Source organism: Streptomyces sp. NBC_00310 (genome assembly GCF_036208085.1).
GTDB lineage: Bacteria > Actinomycetota > Actinomycetes > Streptomycetales > Streptomycetaceae > Streptomyces.
In genome coordinates, this window is record NZ_CP130714.1 from 8,740,832 (window position 1) to 8,757,853 (window position 17,022).

14 protein-coding genes and 1 pseudogene are annotated in these 17,022 nt (G+C 71.8%); 9 read left to right on the forward strand and 6 right to left on the reverse strand.

The annotated features are described in order from the left end of the window. Positions 1 to 81 precede the first annotated feature (81 nt). Positions 82 to 246 (reverse strand): annotated as a pseudogene (locus OG202_RS38220) (TetR family transcriptional regulator); the annotation flags it as partial. Positions 247 to 769: 523 nt separating this feature from the next. Between OG202_RS38220 and OG202_RS38225 the strand changes: the two are divergent. Then, positions 770 to 1,651, forward strand: coding sequence for a GntR family transcriptional regulator (locus OG202_RS38225; protein ID WP_327727252.1), 882 nt, complete (start codon positions 770 to 772; stop codon positions 1,649 to 1,651). Positions 1,652 to 1,767: 116 nt separating this feature from the next. Here OG202_RS38225 and OG202_RS38230 read toward each other — a convergent pair whose 3' ends face one another. Then, positions 1,768 to 2,544: a hypothetical protein gene (locus OG202_RS38230; protein ID WP_326575430.1), complete on the reverse strand. Its 777-nt coding sequence runs from the start codon at positions 2,542 to 2,544 to the stop codon at positions 1,768 to 1,770. Positions 2,545 to 2,694: 150 nt separating this feature from the next. Then, a complete protein-coding gene (locus tag OG202_RS38235; protein ID WP_327727251.1) occupies positions 2,695 to 4,377 on the reverse strand; it encodes a PucR family transcriptional regulator in 1,683 nt (560 codons plus the stop codon). A gap of 341 nt (positions 4,378 to 4,718) precedes the next feature. Here OG202_RS38235 and OG202_RS38240 point away from each other — a divergent pair, with 341 nt between their 5' ends. The 5 genes from OG202_RS38240 to OG202_RS38260 all read left to right on the forward strand — a co-directional run bounded on the left by OG202_RS38240 (position 4,719) and on the right by OG202_RS38260 (position 11,095). Continuing rightward, positions 4,719 to 5,609, forward strand: a complete 891-nt coding sequence (locus OG202_RS38240; RefSeq protein ID WP_326575426.1) for an FAD binding domain-containing protein — start codon at positions 4,719 to 4,721, stop codon at positions 5,607 to 5,609. Further along, a complete protein-coding gene (locus tag OG202_RS38245; protein ID WP_326575424.1) occupies positions 5,609 to 6,220 on the forward strand; it encodes a (2Fe-2S)-binding protein in 612 nt (203 codons plus the stop codon). Before OG202_RS38240 ends, OG202_RS38245 begins: the two co-directional genes overlap by 1 nt. 2 nt (positions 6,221 to 6,222) lie before the next feature. Further along, on the forward strand, positions 6,223 to 8,610 hold the full coding sequence (locus OG202_RS38250) for a xanthine dehydrogenase family protein molybdopterin-binding subunit (protein WP_327727249.1): 2,388 nt from the start codon (positions 6,223 to 6,225) through the stop codon (positions 8,608 to 8,610). A gap of 294 nt (positions 8,611 to 8,904) precedes the next feature. Then, entirely contained in the window at positions 8,905 to 10,059 is a 1,155-nt protein-coding gene (locus tag OG202_RS38255) for an XdhC family protein (RefSeq protein ID WP_327727248.1), read from the forward strand. Positions 10,060 to 10,144: 85 nt separating this feature from the next. Further along, positions 10,145 to 11,095, forward strand: a complete 951-nt coding sequence (locus OG202_RS38260; protein WP_327727247.1) for a hypothetical protein — start codon at positions 10,145 to 10,147, stop codon at positions 11,093 to 11,095. A 31-nt stretch (positions 11,096 to 11,126) separates the two neighbouring features. On the opposite strand, the gene OG202_RS38265 is transcribed toward OG202_RS38260, so the two are convergent. The 3 genes from OG202_RS38265 to OG202_RS38275 all read right to left on the reverse strand — a co-directional run bounded on the left by OG202_RS38265 (position 11,127) and on the right by OG202_RS38275 (position 13,824). Further along, positions 11,127 to 11,780: a class I SAM-dependent methyltransferase gene (locus OG202_RS38265; RefSeq protein WP_327727246.1), complete on the reverse strand. Its 654-nt coding sequence runs from the start codon at positions 11,778 to 11,780 to the stop codon at positions 11,127 to 11,129. Positions 11,781 to 11,849: 69 nt separating this feature from the next. Further along, positions 11,850 to 12,305 carry an SRPBCC family protein gene (locus OG202_RS38270; RefSeq protein WP_327727245.1) on the reverse strand — a complete coding sequence of 152 codons (456 nt, stop codon included), beginning with the start codon at positions 12,303 to 12,305 and terminating at the stop codon, positions 11,850 to 11,852. Between the two features lie 169 nt (positions 12,306 to 12,474). Next, positions 12,475 to 13,824 carry a Gfo/Idh/MocA family protein gene (locus tag OG202_RS38275; RefSeq protein ID WP_327727244.1) on the reverse strand — a complete coding sequence of 450 codons (1,350 nt, stop codon included), beginning with the start codon at positions 13,822 to 13,824 and terminating at the stop codon, positions 12,475 to 12,477. A gap of 65 nt (positions 13,825 to 13,889) precedes the next feature. Between OG202_RS38275 and OG202_RS38280 the strand changes: the two genes are divergently transcribed. Genes OG202_RS38280 through OG202_RS38290 form a run of 3 tightly spaced genes read left to right on the forward strand, consistent with a single transcriptional unit; the run spans position 13,890 to position 17,016 of the window. Next, positions 13,890 to 15,209, forward strand: coding sequence for an ABC transporter substrate-binding protein (locus OG202_RS38280; RefSeq protein WP_327727243.1), 1,320 nt, complete (start codon positions 13,890 to 13,892; stop codon positions 15,207 to 15,209). Beyond that, positions 15,206 to 16,147 (forward strand): carbohydrate ABC transporter permease, encoded by a 942-nt coding sequence (locus OG202_RS38285; protein ID WP_327727242.1) that lies wholly within the window; start codon positions 15,206 to 15,208, stop codon positions 16,145 to 16,147. Before OG202_RS38280 ends, OG202_RS38285 begins: the two co-directional genes overlap by 4 nt. After that, entirely contained in the window at positions 16,144 to 17,016 is an 873-nt protein-coding gene (locus OG202_RS38290; protein ID WP_319240878.1) for a carbohydrate ABC transporter permease, read from the forward strand. The genes OG202_RS38285 and OG202_RS38290 overlap by 4 nt, the downstream gene beginning before the upstream one ends. The last annotated feature ends 6 nt before the right edge of the window (positions 17,017 to 17,022 follow it).

Genomic DNA, 17,022 nt, shown 5'->3' on the forward strand with positions numbered 1-17,022 from the left:
TTGGTGCGGGGCCACTGCCGGGGCGCCGAGTGCACCGCCGCGACGGTCCTGCGCCAGGACGTGTCGATGTCGTGCGGATGCCCGTACGTCCTGAAGGTTCTTGACGTGCGAGTACAGGCTGGCGTCCTTGACGCCGAAGCTGCGGGCAAGGGCCGAGAGGGTGACCGCTTCGAAGCCGACCTCGTCAGCCAGAGCGGCAGCGGCCTGGGTGATCCTGTCAACGGTCAGGCCCGCTCGCGTCTTCATCCGCTCTCCTATTTATGTGTAGCTTGCTCCCTTGGGCGATAGGCATGTGCCGCGAAGCGTTAGCCGCTCGGCACGCCATAGTGACGTCGGTCACTCGTTTCATCTCTGGTGGACGCGGGACGCGTACGCCCACTCGCGCCTGGCGGTCCTGGGTGTCAGGGTCGCGGCCTTCGCTTCCCTGTTCGCTGCGGTGTGACTCGCTTCGCCCGAGAGGGCCCGGCCGTCCACGTTGCACGGACTTGACCCGACCCGACCTTGTTGTGCAAGACTCACTGTGAGTTCGAGGCTACCCATCGCTGCGCGAGTGGGTACCGGTCCGTGGAACGACCGGTGCGCTCGATTCGACCCCGATTCGACCCCGTGAGTACCGGCAGCGCGGATCACCGCTCTGAACAGGGAAGATGGGGTGCGGCGGAGGTTACTGGTCTTGACGACCGGCAACAACCCCAGTAGTGACCCAAGCGCCCCCATGTACCCAGTCGGCCGCGCTACTCGACACACGAATCGGCTCGGAGGAGGACCCGTGGAGCAGGCCGGACCGCGCTCGCGCCAGGCCACCGCCGAGAGTGCGCCGGACGCCGCCGCCACTCGTCCGGCGTCGGCCTACCGTGTGCCCGCGCAGCCCGGAGTCGCGGACGTCGACCGGGAGCGGGGCATCGCGGCGGACGGCACCGCCACGGCGGTACGCGGCGACACCGGCCCCGTCATCGACGCGGCCCGGGGCGAGCACACGCACAGCGAGACGCCGATCCCGCTGCCGCGCACGCAGGGGCGCCCCGTCGTTCAGCGGTCCTCCGTGCGGGGACAGATCCTCGACGCGCTGCGGGCCGCGCTCGCCGGCGGGGAGCTGACGCCGGGGGAGGTGTACTCGGCGCCCGCGCTCGGTGAGCGGTTCGGGGTCTCCGCCACCCCCGTGCGCGAGGCGATGCAACAACTGGCCATCGAGGGCGCGGTCGAGGTCGTGCCCAACCGGGGCTTCCGTGTCGTACGGCGGGGCGCCCGGGAACTGGCCGAGCTCGCGGAGGTGCGGGCGCTGCTCCAGGTGCCGGTGATCATGCGGCTCGCGCGGACGGTGCCGGCGGACCGCTGGGGTGACCTGCGGCCCCTCGCCGACGAGACGGCCCGGGCGGCGTCCTCCGGGTGCCGGGCGACGTACGGGGAGGCGGACCGGGCCTTCCACCGGGGGGTGTTGGGGCTGGCCGGGAACGAACAGCTGATGCAGATCGCGGACGATCTCCACCGGCGTACGCAACTGCCGTTGGGGGGCGGCCAGGTGGGGAGCGGGGGCCGCGTCGAACTCATGGCTGACGCGGCGGAGCACATCGCGTTGGTGGACGCGTTGGTGGCGGAGGACCTGGAAGCGGCCTGCTGCCTGGTGGAGAAGCATTTCGGCACGGTGGGCTGAGGGCGCGTTCTTGACCGCGGGTCGAGAAGCACGGGGCGCGGCCCCTGCTTTTCAGGGGCGCGGGGAACTGCGCGACCAGCCCCTACCCGCCCGTGGACGAACAGCCACCTGACCGGTCACGCCGTCGCGGCCGGCGGTGGTGCCAACTGCCGTGCCAGCCACGTCGGTACACCTCCCAGCAGACGGAACAATCGCCCCGCCTCCTCGCGGAGCCGGGACGCCTCCGGTTCGGATGCGGTGTCGGCCAGGGAGACGAGTGCGGGGGCGGTGCCGACGAGATAGCCCAACTCCTCGCGGATGCGCAGCGATTCGGCGAAGCCGTGCCGGGCCTCGGCCAGCTCGCCGTCACGGAGGGCGAGTCCGGCGAGGTGACGCCAGGTGAAGGACTGCAGGAGCAGGTCGCCATGGGCGGTGGCCCCGGCGTGGGCCCGGCGGTAGGCGGCGCGAGCGGCCTGCGGGGAATGCGCGAGGTTCTCGGCGAGGACACCCCGGCGGAAGTCGAGCAGGGCCCGGCCGGGCGCACCGGGGGCGATCAGCGCCGCCGCCCGGCCGAGCGCGGCCCGTGCCTCGTCGGAGCGATCCCGGACGCCGAACAGCGTGGCCGCGTACGCCAGTTGGCCGCGCTCGCAGGCCGCCGCGCCGCGCTCGTCGTCGGTGCGGGCCTGCGCCTCGGCCGTGCGGAGCGCGTCCTCGGCCTCCTCCCAGCCCTGCTCGGTGTAGAGGCAGCGCTCGACGAGCAGCGCGGTCCGCTGGAGCGAGGCCTGTGGGCTGTCGGGTTCTATCAAGGCGGCCGCGTCGACCCAGCAGGCGCGTGAGCGCAGCCGCCATACCGCGGTCTGGAGTGGATCGTCACCGGCGGTCGTTCCGTTACCAGACATGGCGGTGTGCGCCACGTTGCCCTCCCCGAGCACGCCCTTGAGCTTTGAGTGGTGGCCGCATCTCAGCACGGATTCCGGGGCCCGGCCAAGGGGGTGGGTGAAGGAATTCACAAAGTCATGGGGTGCGGACGGCGCACTTGGATCTTCGTCCACCACCCCAAGGCCTCAACTCATGCGCAGGGCCAGGAAGAAGTCCAGTTTGTCCTCCAGTCGGGAGAGGTCCCGGCTCGTCAACTGCTCGATGCGGCCCACCCGGTACCGCAGCGTGTTGACGTGCAGATGGAGCCGTGCGGCGCACCGCGTCCAGGAGCCGTCGCACTCCAGGAACGCCTCCAGGGTGGGGATCAGCTCGGCGCGGTGCCGGCGGTCGTAGTCGCGCAGCGGGTCGAGGAGACGGGCCGTGAAGGCGCGGCGCACGTCGTCGGGGACGAAGGGGAGGAGCAGGACGTGCGAGGCCAGTTCCTGGTGGCCGGCCGCGCACACCCGGCCGGAGCGGGCCGCCGCCACCCGGCGGGCGTGCCGGGCCTCCTCCAGGGCGCCGCGCAGCCCCTCCGCCGAGTGCACGGCCGCGCTGACGCCCAGGGTGAGCCGCCCGTCGTCGTCGAGGCCTGCGGTCAGCGGGTCCCGTACGGCCGCGAGGAGCGTGTCGGCGTGGATTCCGGACTCGGAGCCGGCGGGCTCCGAGGAGAGCGCCGGGAGGGGGACGAGGGCGATGGCCTCCTCACCCGTGTGGGCCACCGCGATCCGGTCCGAGGGTTCGGGGCCCGTCGCCCGGGGATCGACGAGGATCTCCTCCAGGAGCGCCTGGGCGACCGGGCCGCCGTCCATCTCTCCGCCGTCCCACTCGACCCGGGCCACCACGACCTGCCAGTGCGGCGCCGAGCCGAGGCCGGGCAGCAGCACCGGCGCGGCGACCCGCAGCCGGGCCGCGATCTCGGCCGGGGCCGCTCCCGCCTGCACCAGCTCCAGGACCTCCTGGGCGAGCCGTCGCCGTACCGTACGGGCCGCCTCCCGGCGGTCGCGCTCGACCGCGATCAGCTGGGTGACGCCGTACAGCAGGTCGAGCCGCTCGGCGGGCCAGTCGCCGGCGTCGGCCTCGACCGCGAGGAGCCAGTCGGACAGCACGGTGCCGCGCACGTCCCGGGCGGCGGCCCCGGTGCCCGTGCCCCGGCCCGCGCTGCTGATCGGGAACAGCGAGTACGTCGTGGTGCCGACGGCCACGCGATGCGGTCCGTGCCGCCCCGTGCGCGTCGCCGCCAGGTGCTCGGCGGACAGTCGCGCGCACAGCTCGGCGGGGAGGGCGGGCCCGCCGACCTTGGGGCCCGCGACGAGCCGGCCGGCGGGGGAGAGCACCCAGGCGCGGAGGTCCAGGTCGGAGCCGAGCAGGTCCAGGACGACGTCCGGGCCGCCGCCCGCCGGGCCGGAGGTCATCATCCGGCGGTGCCGGTCCACCACGGCCGCCAGATCCCCGGCACGCTCGCCGGAGACCTGCCGTACGACGTGCTCGGTGATCGCCGCGAAGGCCACCGACTCGTTGACCGCGAAGAGCGGCAGCCGGTGCCGGGCGCAGGCCACGACGAGGTCCTCCGGGATGTCACCCAGCTCGGCCTCCCCGGCCGCCAGCGCGGTGACCCCGGCGCCGACCAGGAGCCGTACGAAGGGCTCGGAGTCGGTGGCGTCGCGGTGCCAGGCGAGGCCCGTGAGCACCAGCTCGCCGCCGGAGAGGTAGCGGCTGGGGTCCCTGAGGTCGGTGGTCATCACACCGCGCACGGTGCGGTCCAGCTCGTCCCCGCCGCCGAGCAGCCGCAGGCCCAGCGCGTCGGTGTCCAGCAGTGCGCGCAGGCGCATTCTCGTCCCCGCCGTTCTTGTCTAGAAAACAACGTTCGGTTCGCCCGGGAAGCGTGCCCGTGACTTCCGGAGGAGGGTGGTCGTGAAGGCCGGGGGCCCTGTGTGTGCTGGATGTTTCCAGCCGAAAACGAAGAGGTTGCTGAGGGCCTCCGTTCATACGAATCTACAAGATGAGCCCCTTGGCCAGCCAACTCCTTCATGTTTTCCGTGACTGACCGGGGCGGAGGAGCGCGCTGTGTACTGAAGGTCGAGACACGCGAACAGCCCAGGAACGAGCCGGGCCCGCCGCACACGATCTGGCTCAAACAGAACGACACAAGACGAGGAAGAGAGCCGGTCCCATGGACTTCCTTCGCCCCGCCAGCTGGGAGGAGGCGCTCGCCGCGAAGGCCGAGCACCCCACCGCTGTGCCGATCGCCGGCGGCACCGACGTGATGGTCGAGATCAACTTCGACCACCGTCGGCCCGAGTATCTGCTCGACCTGAACCGCGTCGGCGAACTCTCCGAGTGGGAGGTCGGCGAGGAATCGGTTCGCCTGGGCGCGTCCGTCCCGTACACGCGGATCATGGAGGACCTCCGTGCCGAGCTGCCCGGCCTCGCCCTGGCCTCGCACACGGTCGCCTCCCCACAGATCCGCAACCGCGGCGGCGTCGGCGGCAACCTCGGCACCGCCTCCCCGGCCGGCGACGCCCACCCGGCCCTCCTCGCGGCGGGCGCCCAGGTCGAGGCCGAGTCCGTACGGGGCTCCCGGCTCATCCCCATCGACGACTTCTACACCGGCGTCAAGCGCAACGCCCTCGCGCCGGACGAGCTGATCCGTGCGGTGCACATCGCGAAGGCGGACGGCCCGCAGCAGTACTCGAAGGTCGGCACCCGCAACGCCATGGTCATCGCCGTGTGCGCCTTCGGGCTCGCCCTGCACCCGTCGTCGCGCACGGTACGGACCGGCATCGGCTCGGCCGCGCCGACCCCCGTCCGGGCCAAGGCCGCCGAGGAGTTCCTGAACGCGGCGCTCGACGAGGGCGGCTTCTGGGACAACGGCCGGATCATCACCCCGTCGGTCGCCAAGCAGTTCGCCGACCTGTGCGCCGGCGCCTGCAACCCCATCGACGACGTCCGCGGCACCGCGAGCTACCGCCGCCACGCCGTCGGCGTCATGGCCCGCCGCACGCTGATGTGGACCTGGGAGTCGTACCGCGGCACCGCCGCCCGCACGGAGGGAGTCGCGTAATGCGCGTCAATTTCACGGTCAACGGCCGTCCGCAGGAAGCCGACGACGTGTGGGAGGGCGAGTCCCTGCTGTACGTGCTGCGCGAGCGCCTCGGTCTGCCGGGTTCCAAGAACGCCTGCGAGCAGGGGGAGTGCGGGTCCTGCACCGTCCGGCTTGACGGCGTACCGGTGTGTTCGTGTCTGGTCGCCGCCGGACAGGTGGAGGGCCGTGAGGTCGTCACGGTGGAGGGGCTCGCGGACTACGCGAAACAGCGCGCGGAGCACGGTGGTTGCGCGTCCGGTGCGTGCGGCACGGCCGGTACGGCCGGTACGACCGGGACTTCGCTCGATGAGGCCAAGCGGTGGGCCGCGACGGGTACGGACTCCCAGACCGGTGAAGGAGGCGAACTCTCCCCGATCCAGCAGGCGTTCATCGACGCCGGCGCCGTCCAGTGCGGGTTCTGCACGCCCGGTCTGCTCGTCGCGGCCGACGAGATGCTGGAACGCACCCCCAACCCGAGCGACGCGGACATCCGCGAGGCCCTGTCGGGCAACCTGTGCCGCTGCACCGGCTACGAGAACATCATGGACGCGGTCCGCCTCGCGGCCGCCCGGCAGTCCGAAGGGGTCTGATCATGGGAACCACCGGCCTGCCCACCAACATCACCCAGGGCTCCCGCACCAAGGGCGGCATCGGCGAGTCCACGCTCCGCCCGGACGGCACGCTCAAGGTCACCGGCGAGTTCGCGTACTCCTCCGACATGTGGCACGAGGACATGCTCTGGGGCCAGATCCTGCGCTCCACGGTCGCCCACGCCGAGATCGTCTCCATCGACACCGCCGAGGCCCTCGCCACGCCCGGCGTCTACGCCGTCATGACGTACGACGACCTGCCGACCGAGGTGCGGAACTACGGTCTGGAGATCCAGGACACCCCCGTTCTCGCCCACGGCAAGGTCCGCCACCACGGCGAGCCCGTCGCGATCGTCGCCGCCGACCACCCGGAGACCGCGCGCCGCGCCGCCGCCAAGATCAAGGTGGAGTACCGCGAACTGCCGGTCATCACCGACGAGGCCTCCGCGACCGCGCCGGACGCGATCCTCATCCACGAGGGCCGCGACGACCACCACCTCGGCCACGTCCCACACCCGAACATCCTCCACCGCCAGCCGGTCATCCGCGGCGACGTGGCCGCGGCCCGCGAGCGCGCGGACGTGATCGTCGAGGGCGAGTACGTCTTCGGCATGCAGGACCAGGCCTTCCTCGGCCCCGAGTCCGGCCTCGCCGTCCCCGCCGAGGACGGCGGCGTCGACCTCTACATCGCCACCCAGTGGCTCCACTCCGACCTGCGCCAGATCGCTCCCGTGCTCGGCCTGCCCGAGGACAAGGTCAGGATGACCCTGGCCGGCGTCGGCGGTGCCTTCGGCGGTCGCGAGGACCTGTCGATGCAGATCCACGCCTGCCTGCTGGCGCTGCGCACCGGCAAGCCGGTGAAGATCGTCTACAACCGCTTCGAGTCCTTCTTCGGACACGTCCACCGCCACCCCGCGAAGCTGTACTACGAGCACGGGGCGACGCGCGACGGCAGGCTCACGCACCTCAAGGCCCGCATCGTCCTGGACGGCGGCGCCTACGCCTCCGCCTCCCCGGCCGTCGTCGGCAACGCCGCCTCGCTCGGCGCGGGCCCGTACGTCATCGACGACGTCGAGATCGAGGCCATCGCCCTCTACACCAACAACCCGCCCTGCGGCGCGATGCGAGGCTTCGGCGCGGTCCAGGCGTGCTTCGCGTACGAGGCGCAGATGGACAAGCTGGCGGCGAAGCTCGGCATGGACCCGGTGGAGTTCCGGCAGATCAACGCCATGGAGCAGGGCACCCTCCTGCCGACCGGCCAGGCCGTCGACTCCCCGGCCCCGGTCGCCGAACTCCTGCGCCGCGTCAAGGCGATGCCCCTGCCGCCGGAGCAGCAGTGGCGCACGGCGGGCGAGGCGGCGGACGTACGACAGCTCCCGGGCGGCCTGTCCAACACCACGCACGGCGAAGGTGTCGTACGAGGCATCGGCTACGCGGTCGGCATCAAGAACGTCGGCTTCTCCGAGGGTTTCGACGACTACTCGACCGCCCGCGTCCGTATGGAGGTGGTGGGCGGCGAGCCCGTCGCCACCGTCCACACGGCCATGGCGGAGGTCGGCCAGGGCGGCATCACCGTCCACGCGCAGATCGCCCGCACCGAGCTGGGCGTCACCCAGGTGACCATCAACCCGGCGAACACCCAGGTGGGTTCGGCCGGTTCGACCTCCGCGTCCCGTCAGACGTACGTCACGGGCGGCGCCGTGAAGAACAGCTGCGAACTGGTCCGGGAGAAGGTCCTGGAGCTGGGCCGCCGGAAGTTCGGCACGTACCACCCCGCCTGGGCGACCGCCGAACTCCTCCTGGAGGGCGGCAAGGTCGTCACCGACGCCGGTGAGGTCCTGGCCGACCTGGTGGACGTCCTCGGTGACGAGGCCGTCGAGGTCGAGGCGGAGTGGCGGCACCGGCCGACCGAACCCTTCGACCTGCGGACCGGGCAGGGCTTCGGCCACGTCCAGTACTCCTTCGCCGCGCACCGGGCGGTCGTCGAGGTCGACACCGAGCTGGGCATGGTCAAGGTCGTCGAACTGGCCTGTGCCCAGGACGTCGGCAAGGCCCTGAACCCGCTCTCGGTCCTCGGCCAGATCCAGGGCGGCACCACGCAGGGCCTCGGCATCGCCGTCATGGAGGAGATCGTCGTCGACCCCAGGACCGCGAAGGTCCGCAACCCTTCCTTCACGGACTACCTGATCCCCACGATCCTCGACACGCCGACCATCCCCGTCGACATGCTCGAACTCGCCGACGACCACGCGCCGTACGGGCTGCGCGGCGTCGGCGAGGCCCCGACCCTGTCCTCGACTCCGGCCGTGCTCGCGGCGATCCGGAACGCGACGGGCTTGGAGCTGAACAGGACGCCGGTACGCCCGGAACACCTCACGGGTACGGCGTAGTAGTCGGTCGGGGCGCGTAAGAGCTCGGGGGTGCGGTTCGTCGGCGGGTGCGGGTCCGGTGGGGCTTCTCGCGCAGGTCCCCGCGCCCCTGAAAGACCAGGCCCTGCGGGCCGCCTGAAGACGGCGGACCTGGCGGGCTGGAAAGCAAGGGCCGCAGCCCCTGCTGCACGGGGGGCCTGACGGCGGTCCTCCTCGTCTTCTTCGCCCTCGACCCGATCGAGAGCCGGCCGGGCGTGCACCAGCCGCCCGCCTGCCGAGTACCTTCCACCAAACCGTGCTTGAGGAGACCGAGAGATGCTGGACATCGCCGAAGAGCTGCGCCGGTGGGTCGAGCAGGGACGTGACTTCGCCGTGGCCACCGTGGTGGCCGTCGGCGGCAGCGCGCCCCGCCGGCCCGGCGCCGCCCTCGCGGTGGACGCCGACGGCACGGCGATCGGCTCGGTCTCCGGCGGCTGTGTGGAGGGCGCTGTCTACGAACTGTGCCAACAGGCGTTGGCGGACGGCGAACCGGTCCTCGAACGCTTCGGCTACAGCGACGAGGACGCCTTCGCCATCGGCCTGACCTGCGGCGGAGTCATCGACATCCTCGTCACACCGGTGCGGGCCGGCGACCCCGCCCGCCCGGTGGTCGCCGCCGCGCTGTCCGCCGCCGCGAGCGGGGAGGCGGCGGCCCTGGCCCGGGTCGTCTCCGGTCCGGCGCAGCTGCGGGGCCGCGCTCTGCTGGTCCGCCCGGACGGCTCGTACGACGGTGGCTACGGCGCCCATCCCGAACTCGACCGCACGGTCGCCGCCGAGGCCCGCGCCCTCCTCGACGCGGGCCGCACGGACACCCTGGAGATCGGTGAGCAGGGCTCTCGGTGCGGAGCACCGCTCACGGTTCTCGTCGAGTCGTCCGTCCCGCCGCCCCGGATGATCGTCTTCGGTGCGATCGACTTCGCGTCGGCGCTGGTCCGCGTCGGCAAGTTCCTCGGTTACCACGTCACCGTCTGCGACGCCCGCCCCGTCTTCGCGACCCGCGCCCGCTTCCCGGAGGCCGACGAGATCGTCGTCGAGTGGCCCCACCGCTATCTTGAGCGGACGTCGGTGGACGCCCGCACGGTCCTCTGCGTCCTCACCCACGACGCCAAGTTCGACGTCCCCCTCCTCCGGCTCGCCCTGCGGCTCCCGGCGGCGTACGTCGGCGCGATGGGCTCCCGCCGCACCCACCTCGACCGCAACGAACGCCTCCGCCAAGTCGGCGTCAGCGAGTTGGAGCTGGCCCGGCTCCGGTCTCCGATCGGGCTCGACCTCGGCGCCCGCACGCCGGAGGAGACCGCCCTGTCCATCGCCGCCGAGATCGTCGCCGCCCGGCGTGGCGGCAGCGGCGTCCCCCTGACCGGCGCGCACACCCCGATCCACCACGACGGCACGCCCGGAGTCATGGAGCTGCCGAGCCTGCGGGTCTCCTGACCCGAACCTGTGCCGGTGACTTGACCCCCTGGGGCGGCAGGAGCGACCGTTTCCGATACGGCAACAGCACGACGGGGGCGGACAGTTGAGCACGGCGAGCAGCGAAGAGCGCCCGGACGGGGTCGCGGGCGCGGGCCCGGACAGCGGAACGGGCCCGGACAGCGGAACGGGCCCGGAGGTGACCCACGGCGTGCCGACCTCGGGCACGGACGAGGCCGCGACCGACGGCGGTTCGGGGCAGGGAGCGAACGCGGCGGACGGTGAACCCGCCTCGGGCGAGAGCCGGGACGGCGAAAGCGTGGCCTCGGGCGGGAGCTCGGACGGTGGTGGCATGGCCTCGGGCGGGAGCTCGGGCGGGGGTGGTGCGGACGCGGGCGGGAGTCCGGCCGACGGCGGTACGGACCCGGGCGCCGACGGCAGCTCGGCCGAGCCCGAGTCCGGTGCCGGTGACACCCGTGACGAGCGGCGGCTGTCGACCGCGTCGACGACCCTGCTGGGTCTCTTTCTCCTGGCCGAGGTCGTCTTCGTCTGCGGAGCCCTCGTGACGCTCTGGCCGGCGGTGCTGGAGACGGTGGAGCCCGGGGCGGACCCCACGGCCACCGCGCGCTGGTCGCCCTTCGGTCTCGGGAACTGGTCCCTGACCGCGGACACCGCGATGCTGCTCGCCGTGGTCGTGTGCAGCGCGCTCGGCAGCTTCGTCCACGCGGCCACGTCCTTCGCGACGTACGTCGGCAACCGGCGGCTCTACGCGAGCTGGCTGTGGTGGTACCTCCTGCGCGCCGGTATCGGCATAGCCCTCGCGCTCCTCGTCCATCTCCTGTTGCGCGGCGGCCTGTTCGCCGGCAGCTCCGGCGCCGGTGCGACCAACCCGTACGGCTTCTCCGGTATAGCCGGGCTCTGCGGACTGTTCTCCAAGCAGGCCACCGACAAGCTCCGCGAGATCTGCGACACCCTCCTCAGCACCACGGGCGACGGCGACCGCGACCGCCGAGACGGCCTGGCCGCCGCCCGGAACGGGGGCCCGGGCCCGTCCTGACCGGCCCCCGGCCCTCAGGGCTCCCGCCGGGTCACTCCTGCTTGCGCGCCAGCACGTACGCCTGCGGGGTGTTCGCCGTGGTGCCGGGTCCGTCGGCCTCCCGCACCAGGCGCGCCGACTCGACGAACCCGGCGTCCCCCAGCAGCCCGGCGATCAGATCCGGCGGGAAGCGGTGGACGTCGAGGTCGAGGGGGTGACCGTACGCGTGGGACAGGTGCACGGACTCGGCGCCGACCTTGTAGGCCATCGCGAGGAGGCCGCCGGGCGCGAGGACCCGGTGGAACTCGCGGAACATCGCAGGGAGTTCGGTGGGCGGGGTGTGGACTGTGGAGTACCAGGCGAGGGCGCCCGCCAGGGAGCCGTCCTCGAAGTCGAGCGCGGTCATCGTGCCCACGTCGAAGCGCAGTCGGGGGTGGGCCCAGCGGGCCACGGCGATCATCTCCGGCGAGAGGTCGATCCCGCAGACGTCGAGACCCAGCGAGGCCAGATGCCCGGTGATCCGCCCCGGGCCGCACCCCAGGTCCGCCACGCGCCCGCCCCCGGCGCCCAGCACCCGCTCGGCGAACACCCCCAGCATGGCCCGCTCGAACGGGCTGTTCGCCAACTCGTCTCTCAGCAGCTTCTCGTAGTCGGCGGCGACCGTGTCGTAGGACGCCCGGGTGGCGTGCGAGTGGGGTGTGGTCATGGTGCGGGACAGTATCCGGAGGGTCTGACAATGACCGCGAACACCAGCCGGGACCAGGCCGGTCGTGGCTCAGGCCGAACCCCGGCCGTCGTCTGCGAGCAGCCGGTCCATCGCCCGCCCGAACATCCGCCGCGCCAGCCGTCCCAGCGGCCGGTCGAAGAGACCCGGCAGCCACCGCACCCGCAGATCCTCGCGCCACACCACACGGGACGCGCCGTCCCCGTAGGGATGGACCTCGATCTCGGCCCACCCGGTCACGAACGAACCGTGCTTGACGAGACGGCACGTCCCGGCGGCCTCCCCGCTCGGCAGCTGCCAGACCGTGACCTCCATCGGGTCGTCGAAGGCGAGCGGCCCGACACCGCTGCGGGCCACGAACACCGTGCCCACACCGGTCGGGGGAGGCGTGCGGACGGTGACGCGGGTCAGCGGGACGACTTCGGCGTGCCGGGGCCAGTCCGTGAGGCGCTGCCAGGCCCGGTCGGCGGGGAGCCGGGGGAAGCGTTCGAGGAGGAAGAGGACCACGGAGTGATCGTAAGCGAACAATTGCGGACGGGACCGGCCCGAGGCGGGCATCCGGGGCGAGCTCCCAGCCCAGCCCAGCCCAGTCCAGTCCAGTCCAGTCCAGCCCAGTCCAGTCCAGCCCAGCCTGGCCCGGCCCGGCTGAGCACCGTCCGGCGCGGCGGACGCGGACTCACACGTCCAGCAACTCCCGTGCCGCCACCGGCATCCCCGTCTCCAGCGACCGGTTCGCCGCCAGCCCCGTCACCAGCGAGCGTGCCCCGTCCACCGCATCGGCGGCCCGCCCCAACCCGTCCGGGACCGGCTCCCCGAACAGGTCGGCCAGCATGCGTACATCGCCGCCGCCGTGGCCGCCTTCGCCCGTCGGTACCTTCACCTCGCGGGGCCGTTCCCAGAAGCGGCGCACCAGGAGCTCGGTCCGGCCGGGCTCTTCGCCGGCCTCGGCGCCGTGCATGACCGGGCTCGCGCCGGTCGTGCGGACGTGGGGGCGGGTCCAGGTGGACTCCTCCACCAGCAGCTCGACACGGCCCTCGCTGCCGTTGAAGGCGATGCGGTAGCCCTCCCAGGGGGAGTAGGCCGTCAGGTGGTAGGTCAGGGTGGCGCCGGAGACGTAGCGGACGAGGACCGCCATGTCGTCCTCGATGGTCACGCCGGGGCCGAAGACGTTCTGGTCCCGGTGGTAGCCGTCCTCCCGTTCGGCGTCCAGGTAGAGCGAGGTGAGGACGGGGGAGTCCTTGAGGTGGAGGGCGAAGGGGTCGCTCTCGGCCGCCGGGGAGCCGTGGGCGCGGGTGTAGTCCCGGGCGAGGCCTCGACGGCGGCCCGCCTCGTCGCCGTAGAAGAAGAGGCCGCCCTGGGCGAAGACGGTGTCGGGGCGGGTGCCGAGCCACCAGTTGACCAGGTCGAAGTGGTGGGTCGACTTGTGCACGAGCAGGCCACCGGAGTCGGCCTTGTCGCGGTGCCAGCGGCGGAAGTAGTCGGCCCCGTGCCGCAGGTCGAGCAGCCACTCGAAGTGCACCGAGCCGACCTCGCCGATCTCGCCGCTCGCGATCAGTTCCCGTACGGCCGAATGCACCGGGTTGTAGCGGTAGTTGAAGGAGACGCGCACCTCGCGGCCGGTCCGCCGCCGGGCGTCCAGGATGCGGCGGGCGCGCTCGGCGTCGGTCGTCATCGGCTTCTCGGTGACGACGTCGCAGCCCGCCTCCAGCGCGCGGACGATGTAGTGGTCGTGGGACCGGTCCACCGTGCACACCACGACCAGGTCGACCCGTTCGCGGCGCAGCATCTCCTCGAACTCCTCGGCCCCGTACGCCGGTACGGGCGGGCGGTCCGGGTGGTCGGCCGCGATCCAGGAGTTGTGGACGGCCATGCGGTGCGTGTTGGGGTCGCAGAAGCCGACCAGGTCGACGCGCTCCGCGAACGGTCCCGTCAGCGCCTCGGTGAACATCCGCGCACGGGCACCGAGCCCCACCACGGCGGCGCGGCGGGGTCGTAGGGAGGTGGTGCAGGGGTCTTGTCGTGACATCCGGACCTTCCCTAGGGTCATACAGGGGGGTGGAAGCGCTTTCTGGCGAAAGAGGTGACCCACTCATGCCCCGAATCAGGACGAGGAAGTCCTGGGAACCCCGTGCGGCGAAGTCCTGGAAACCCCGTGCGGCGGCCACCGCGCTGGCGCTCTGCGGGCTGCTCACCGGCTGCTTGGGACCGGACGGGTCGGGCAGTGTCGGCGGCGATGTCGTCCTGCGGTACACCTGGTGGGGCAACCCGGACCGGGCCGCCAGAACCCAGGCGGCCGTCGACCTCTTCGAGAAACGGCATCCGGGGATCGACGTACAGACCTCTTTCGCCGGCTACGAGGCCTACAAGCAGAAGCTCGCCACCCAGGCCGCCGGAGGCGACGCGCCCGACGTGATGCAGCTCGACTACCGGATGATCGACCAGTACGCGTCCGGGGGCGTGCTCCTCGACCTCGCCGGACAGCAACCGGTCCTGGACACCGCCGAGTTCGAGCCCGGGCTCCTCGCCACCGGCAAGGTCGACGGCAAGCAGTACGCCGTACCGCAGGGGCGCGGCACCGAGACCATGGTCTACGACACCGAGAAGTGGCAGGCCGCCGGCCTGGAACCACCCCGGGTGGGCTGGACCTGGAGCGACTGGGCCGACGCCATGCGGAAGGTGGCGGCGGAGACGGGCGTGCCCGGCGGCACCGACCCGGGGCAGAGCGAGGACGCCTTCGAGATCTGGCTGCGCGGCCAGGGCAGGGCCCTCTACACCGATGAGCGGGAACTCGGCTTCACCGCAGACGACTTGACCCGCTGGTGGACCTTCACCGACGAACTGCGCCGCGAGGGCGCCGTCTCGCCCGCCGAACAGACCACCCAGCTCGACGGCACGGTCGAGAACACCCCGCTCGGCCGGGGCAAGGCCGCCTCCGACGTCAACTGGGACGCCCCCGCGAGCGGTTACCTCGCCCTCGTGCCCACCGGGATCTCCCTCGCCCCGATGCCGGCGGGCGAGGACGGCACCCCCGGCCAGTACTTCAAGCCCTCCATGTTCATGGGGGTGGCCGCCGACTCGGAGCACCCCGAGGAATCCGCCCGGCTCGTCGACTTCATGCTCAACGACGACGAGGCCGCGAAGATCCTCGGCGCCACCCGGGGCATCCCCGTCAACGAGTCGATCCGCGAGGACATCGCGGCCGGCCTCAAGGACTTCGACAAGACCATCTACGACTACCAGGCCACGGTCGAAGGAAAGCTCGACCCGCCGCCCCAGGCGCCCCCGTCGGGCGACAGCGCCCTGCAGACCACCTTCCAGCGCGACTACGACCAGGTGTCCTACGAGCGGATGTCCCCCCGCGAGGCCGCCGAGAACTACCTCACCGAAGCGAAGGCGGAGCTGCGGTCATGACCACCACGCACGTGCCGGCCACCGCGCGCGGCAAGGCAGTCGCCCGGCCCGACCGTCCGCCCCGGCGCCGCCGCCGCGAGGGCGCGGCCTGGGTGTTCCTGTCCCCCTGGGTGCTCGGGGCCTGTGTCCTGACCCTGCTCCCGATGGCCGTTTCCCTCTACCTCTCCTTCACCGACTACGACCTCTTCAACGCCCCTCGGTGGGTGGGTCTGCGCAACTACACCCAGATGTTCACCGAGGACCCGCGCTACTGGCGCTCGGTGCTGACGACCCTGCTGTACGTCGTCATCGCCGTACCGCTCCAACTGGCCCTCGCCCTCCTGGTGGCCCTGGCCCTGAAGAACATGAAGCGCGGCCGGGGCTTCTACCGCTCCGCCTTCTACGCCCCCTCGCTCCTCGGCGCCTCCATGTCCATCGCCCTGGTCTGGCGGGCGATCTTCAACGACGGCGGCACCGTCGACAACCTCCTCGGCACCGGCGGCTGGGTCAACCGGCCCGGCTGGGCGCTGCTCGCGGTCGCCCTGCTCACGGTGTGGCAGTTCGGCGCCCCGATGGTCATCTTCCTCGCCGGACTCCAGCAGATCCCGGGGGAGTTGTACGAGGCGGCCGAGGTGGACGGCGCGAGCGCCTGGCGCCGGTTCCTGTCGATCACGGTGCCGATGCTGTCGCCCGTGATCTTCTTCAACCTGGTCCTCCAGACGATCCAGGCCTTCCAGGTCTTCACCCCGGCGTTCGCGATCAGCGCGGGCAAGGGCGGACCCGCCGACTCCACGCTCTTCTACACCCTCTACCTCTACGACCGGGGCTTCGTCGCCTCCCACATGGGCTACGCCTCCGCCATGGCCTGGGTCCTGCTGCTCGCCATCGGCGCGGTCACCGCGATCCTGTTCCGCACCTCCCGCTCCTGGGTCTTCTACGCCTCCGAGGAGGACCGATGACCACCACCACACCCTCAACTCCCGTAGTACGCAAGCCGGTTGCCTGGCGGCGCGTGGCCCTGCACGCCGGCTGTCTGGCCGCGCTCCTCGTCATGCTCTATCCGCTGGCCTGGCTCCTCGCGACCTCCGTGAAGCCGGCCGACGAGGTCATCGCCAGCCTCGACCTGCTGCCGAGCCGCCTGGAATGGTCCAACTACGAGACGGCTCTCGACGGTGTGAACGACGTCTCGGTGGGCCGGCTGCTCGGCAACTCCCTGCTGATCGCCGGCGGCGCGGTCGTCGGGAACGTCCTGTCCTGCTCCCTGGCCGCCTACGCCTTCGCCCGCCTGCGGTTCCGCTTCCGTGGACCGCTCTTCGCCTTCATGATCGCGACGATCATGCTGCCGCACCACGCCGTGCTGATCCCGCAGTACATCATCTTCAACCAGCTCGGCATGGTGAACACCTACTGGCCGCTGATCCTGCCGAAATTCCTCGCCACGGAAGCCTTCTTCGTCTTCCTCATCGTGCAGTTCATGCGCGGACTGCCGAGGGAGCTGGAGGAGGCGGCACGCATCGACGGATGTGGACCGTTCCGGAGTTTCTTCTCGGTGATCCTTCCGCTGACCCGCCCCGCTCTGATCACCACCGCGATCTTCACCTTCATCTGGACCTGGAACGACTTCTTCACCCAGCTGATCTATCTGTTCTCGCCCGAGAAGTTCACCCTCACCCTGGCGCTGAGGTCCTTCGTCGACGCGTCGAGCACCTCGGCCTTCGGACCGATGTTCGCCATGTCGGTGATCGCCCTCCTCCCGATCGTGCTGTTCTTCCTCGCCTTCCAGCGGTTCCTGGTGGAGGGCATGGCCAACTCCGGGATCAAGGGCTAGGGGTGA

Bases quoted from the DNA above. Each gene is read 5' to 3' on its own strand.
- OG202_RS38235 (WP_327727251.1), bottom strand. From the start codon at position 4,377: ATGCGCCTGCGCGCACTGCTGGACACCGACGCGCTGGGCCTGCGGCTG.
- OG202_RS38240 (WP_326575426.1), top strand. From the start codon at position 4,719: ATGGACTTCCTTCGCCCCGCCAGCTGGGAGGAGGCGCTCGCCGCGAAG.
- OG202_RS38245 (WP_326575424.1), top strand. From the start codon at position 5,609: ATGCGCGTCAATTTCACGGTCAACGGCCGTCCGCAGGAAGCCGACGAC.
- OG202_RS38250 (WP_327727249.1), top strand. From the start codon at position 6,223: ATGGGAACCACCGGCCTGCCCACCAACATCACCCAGGGCTCCCGCACC.
- OG202_RS38255 (WP_327727248.1), top strand. From the start codon at position 8,905: ATGCTGGACATCGCCGAAGAGCTGCGCCGGTGGGTCGAGCAGGGACGT.
- OG202_RS38265 (WP_327727246.1), bottom strand. From the start codon at position 11,780: ATGACCACACCCCACTCGCACGCCACCCGGGCGTCCTACGACACGGTC.
- OG202_RS38275 (WP_327727244.1), bottom strand. From the start codon at position 13,824: ATGTCACGACAAGACCCCTGCACCACCTCCCTACGACCCCGCCGCGCC.
- OG202_RS38280 (WP_327727243.1), top strand. From the start codon at position 13,890: ATGCCCCGAATCAGGACGAGGAAGTCCTGGGAACCCCGTGCGGCGAAG.
- OG202_RS38285 (WP_327727242.1), top strand. From the start codon at position 15,206: ATGACCACCACGCACGTGCCGGCCACCGCGCGCGGCAAGGCAGTCGCC.
- OG202_RS38290 (WP_319240878.1), top strand. From the start codon at position 16,144: ATGACCACCACCACACCCTCAACTCCCGTAGTACGCAAGCCGGTTGCC.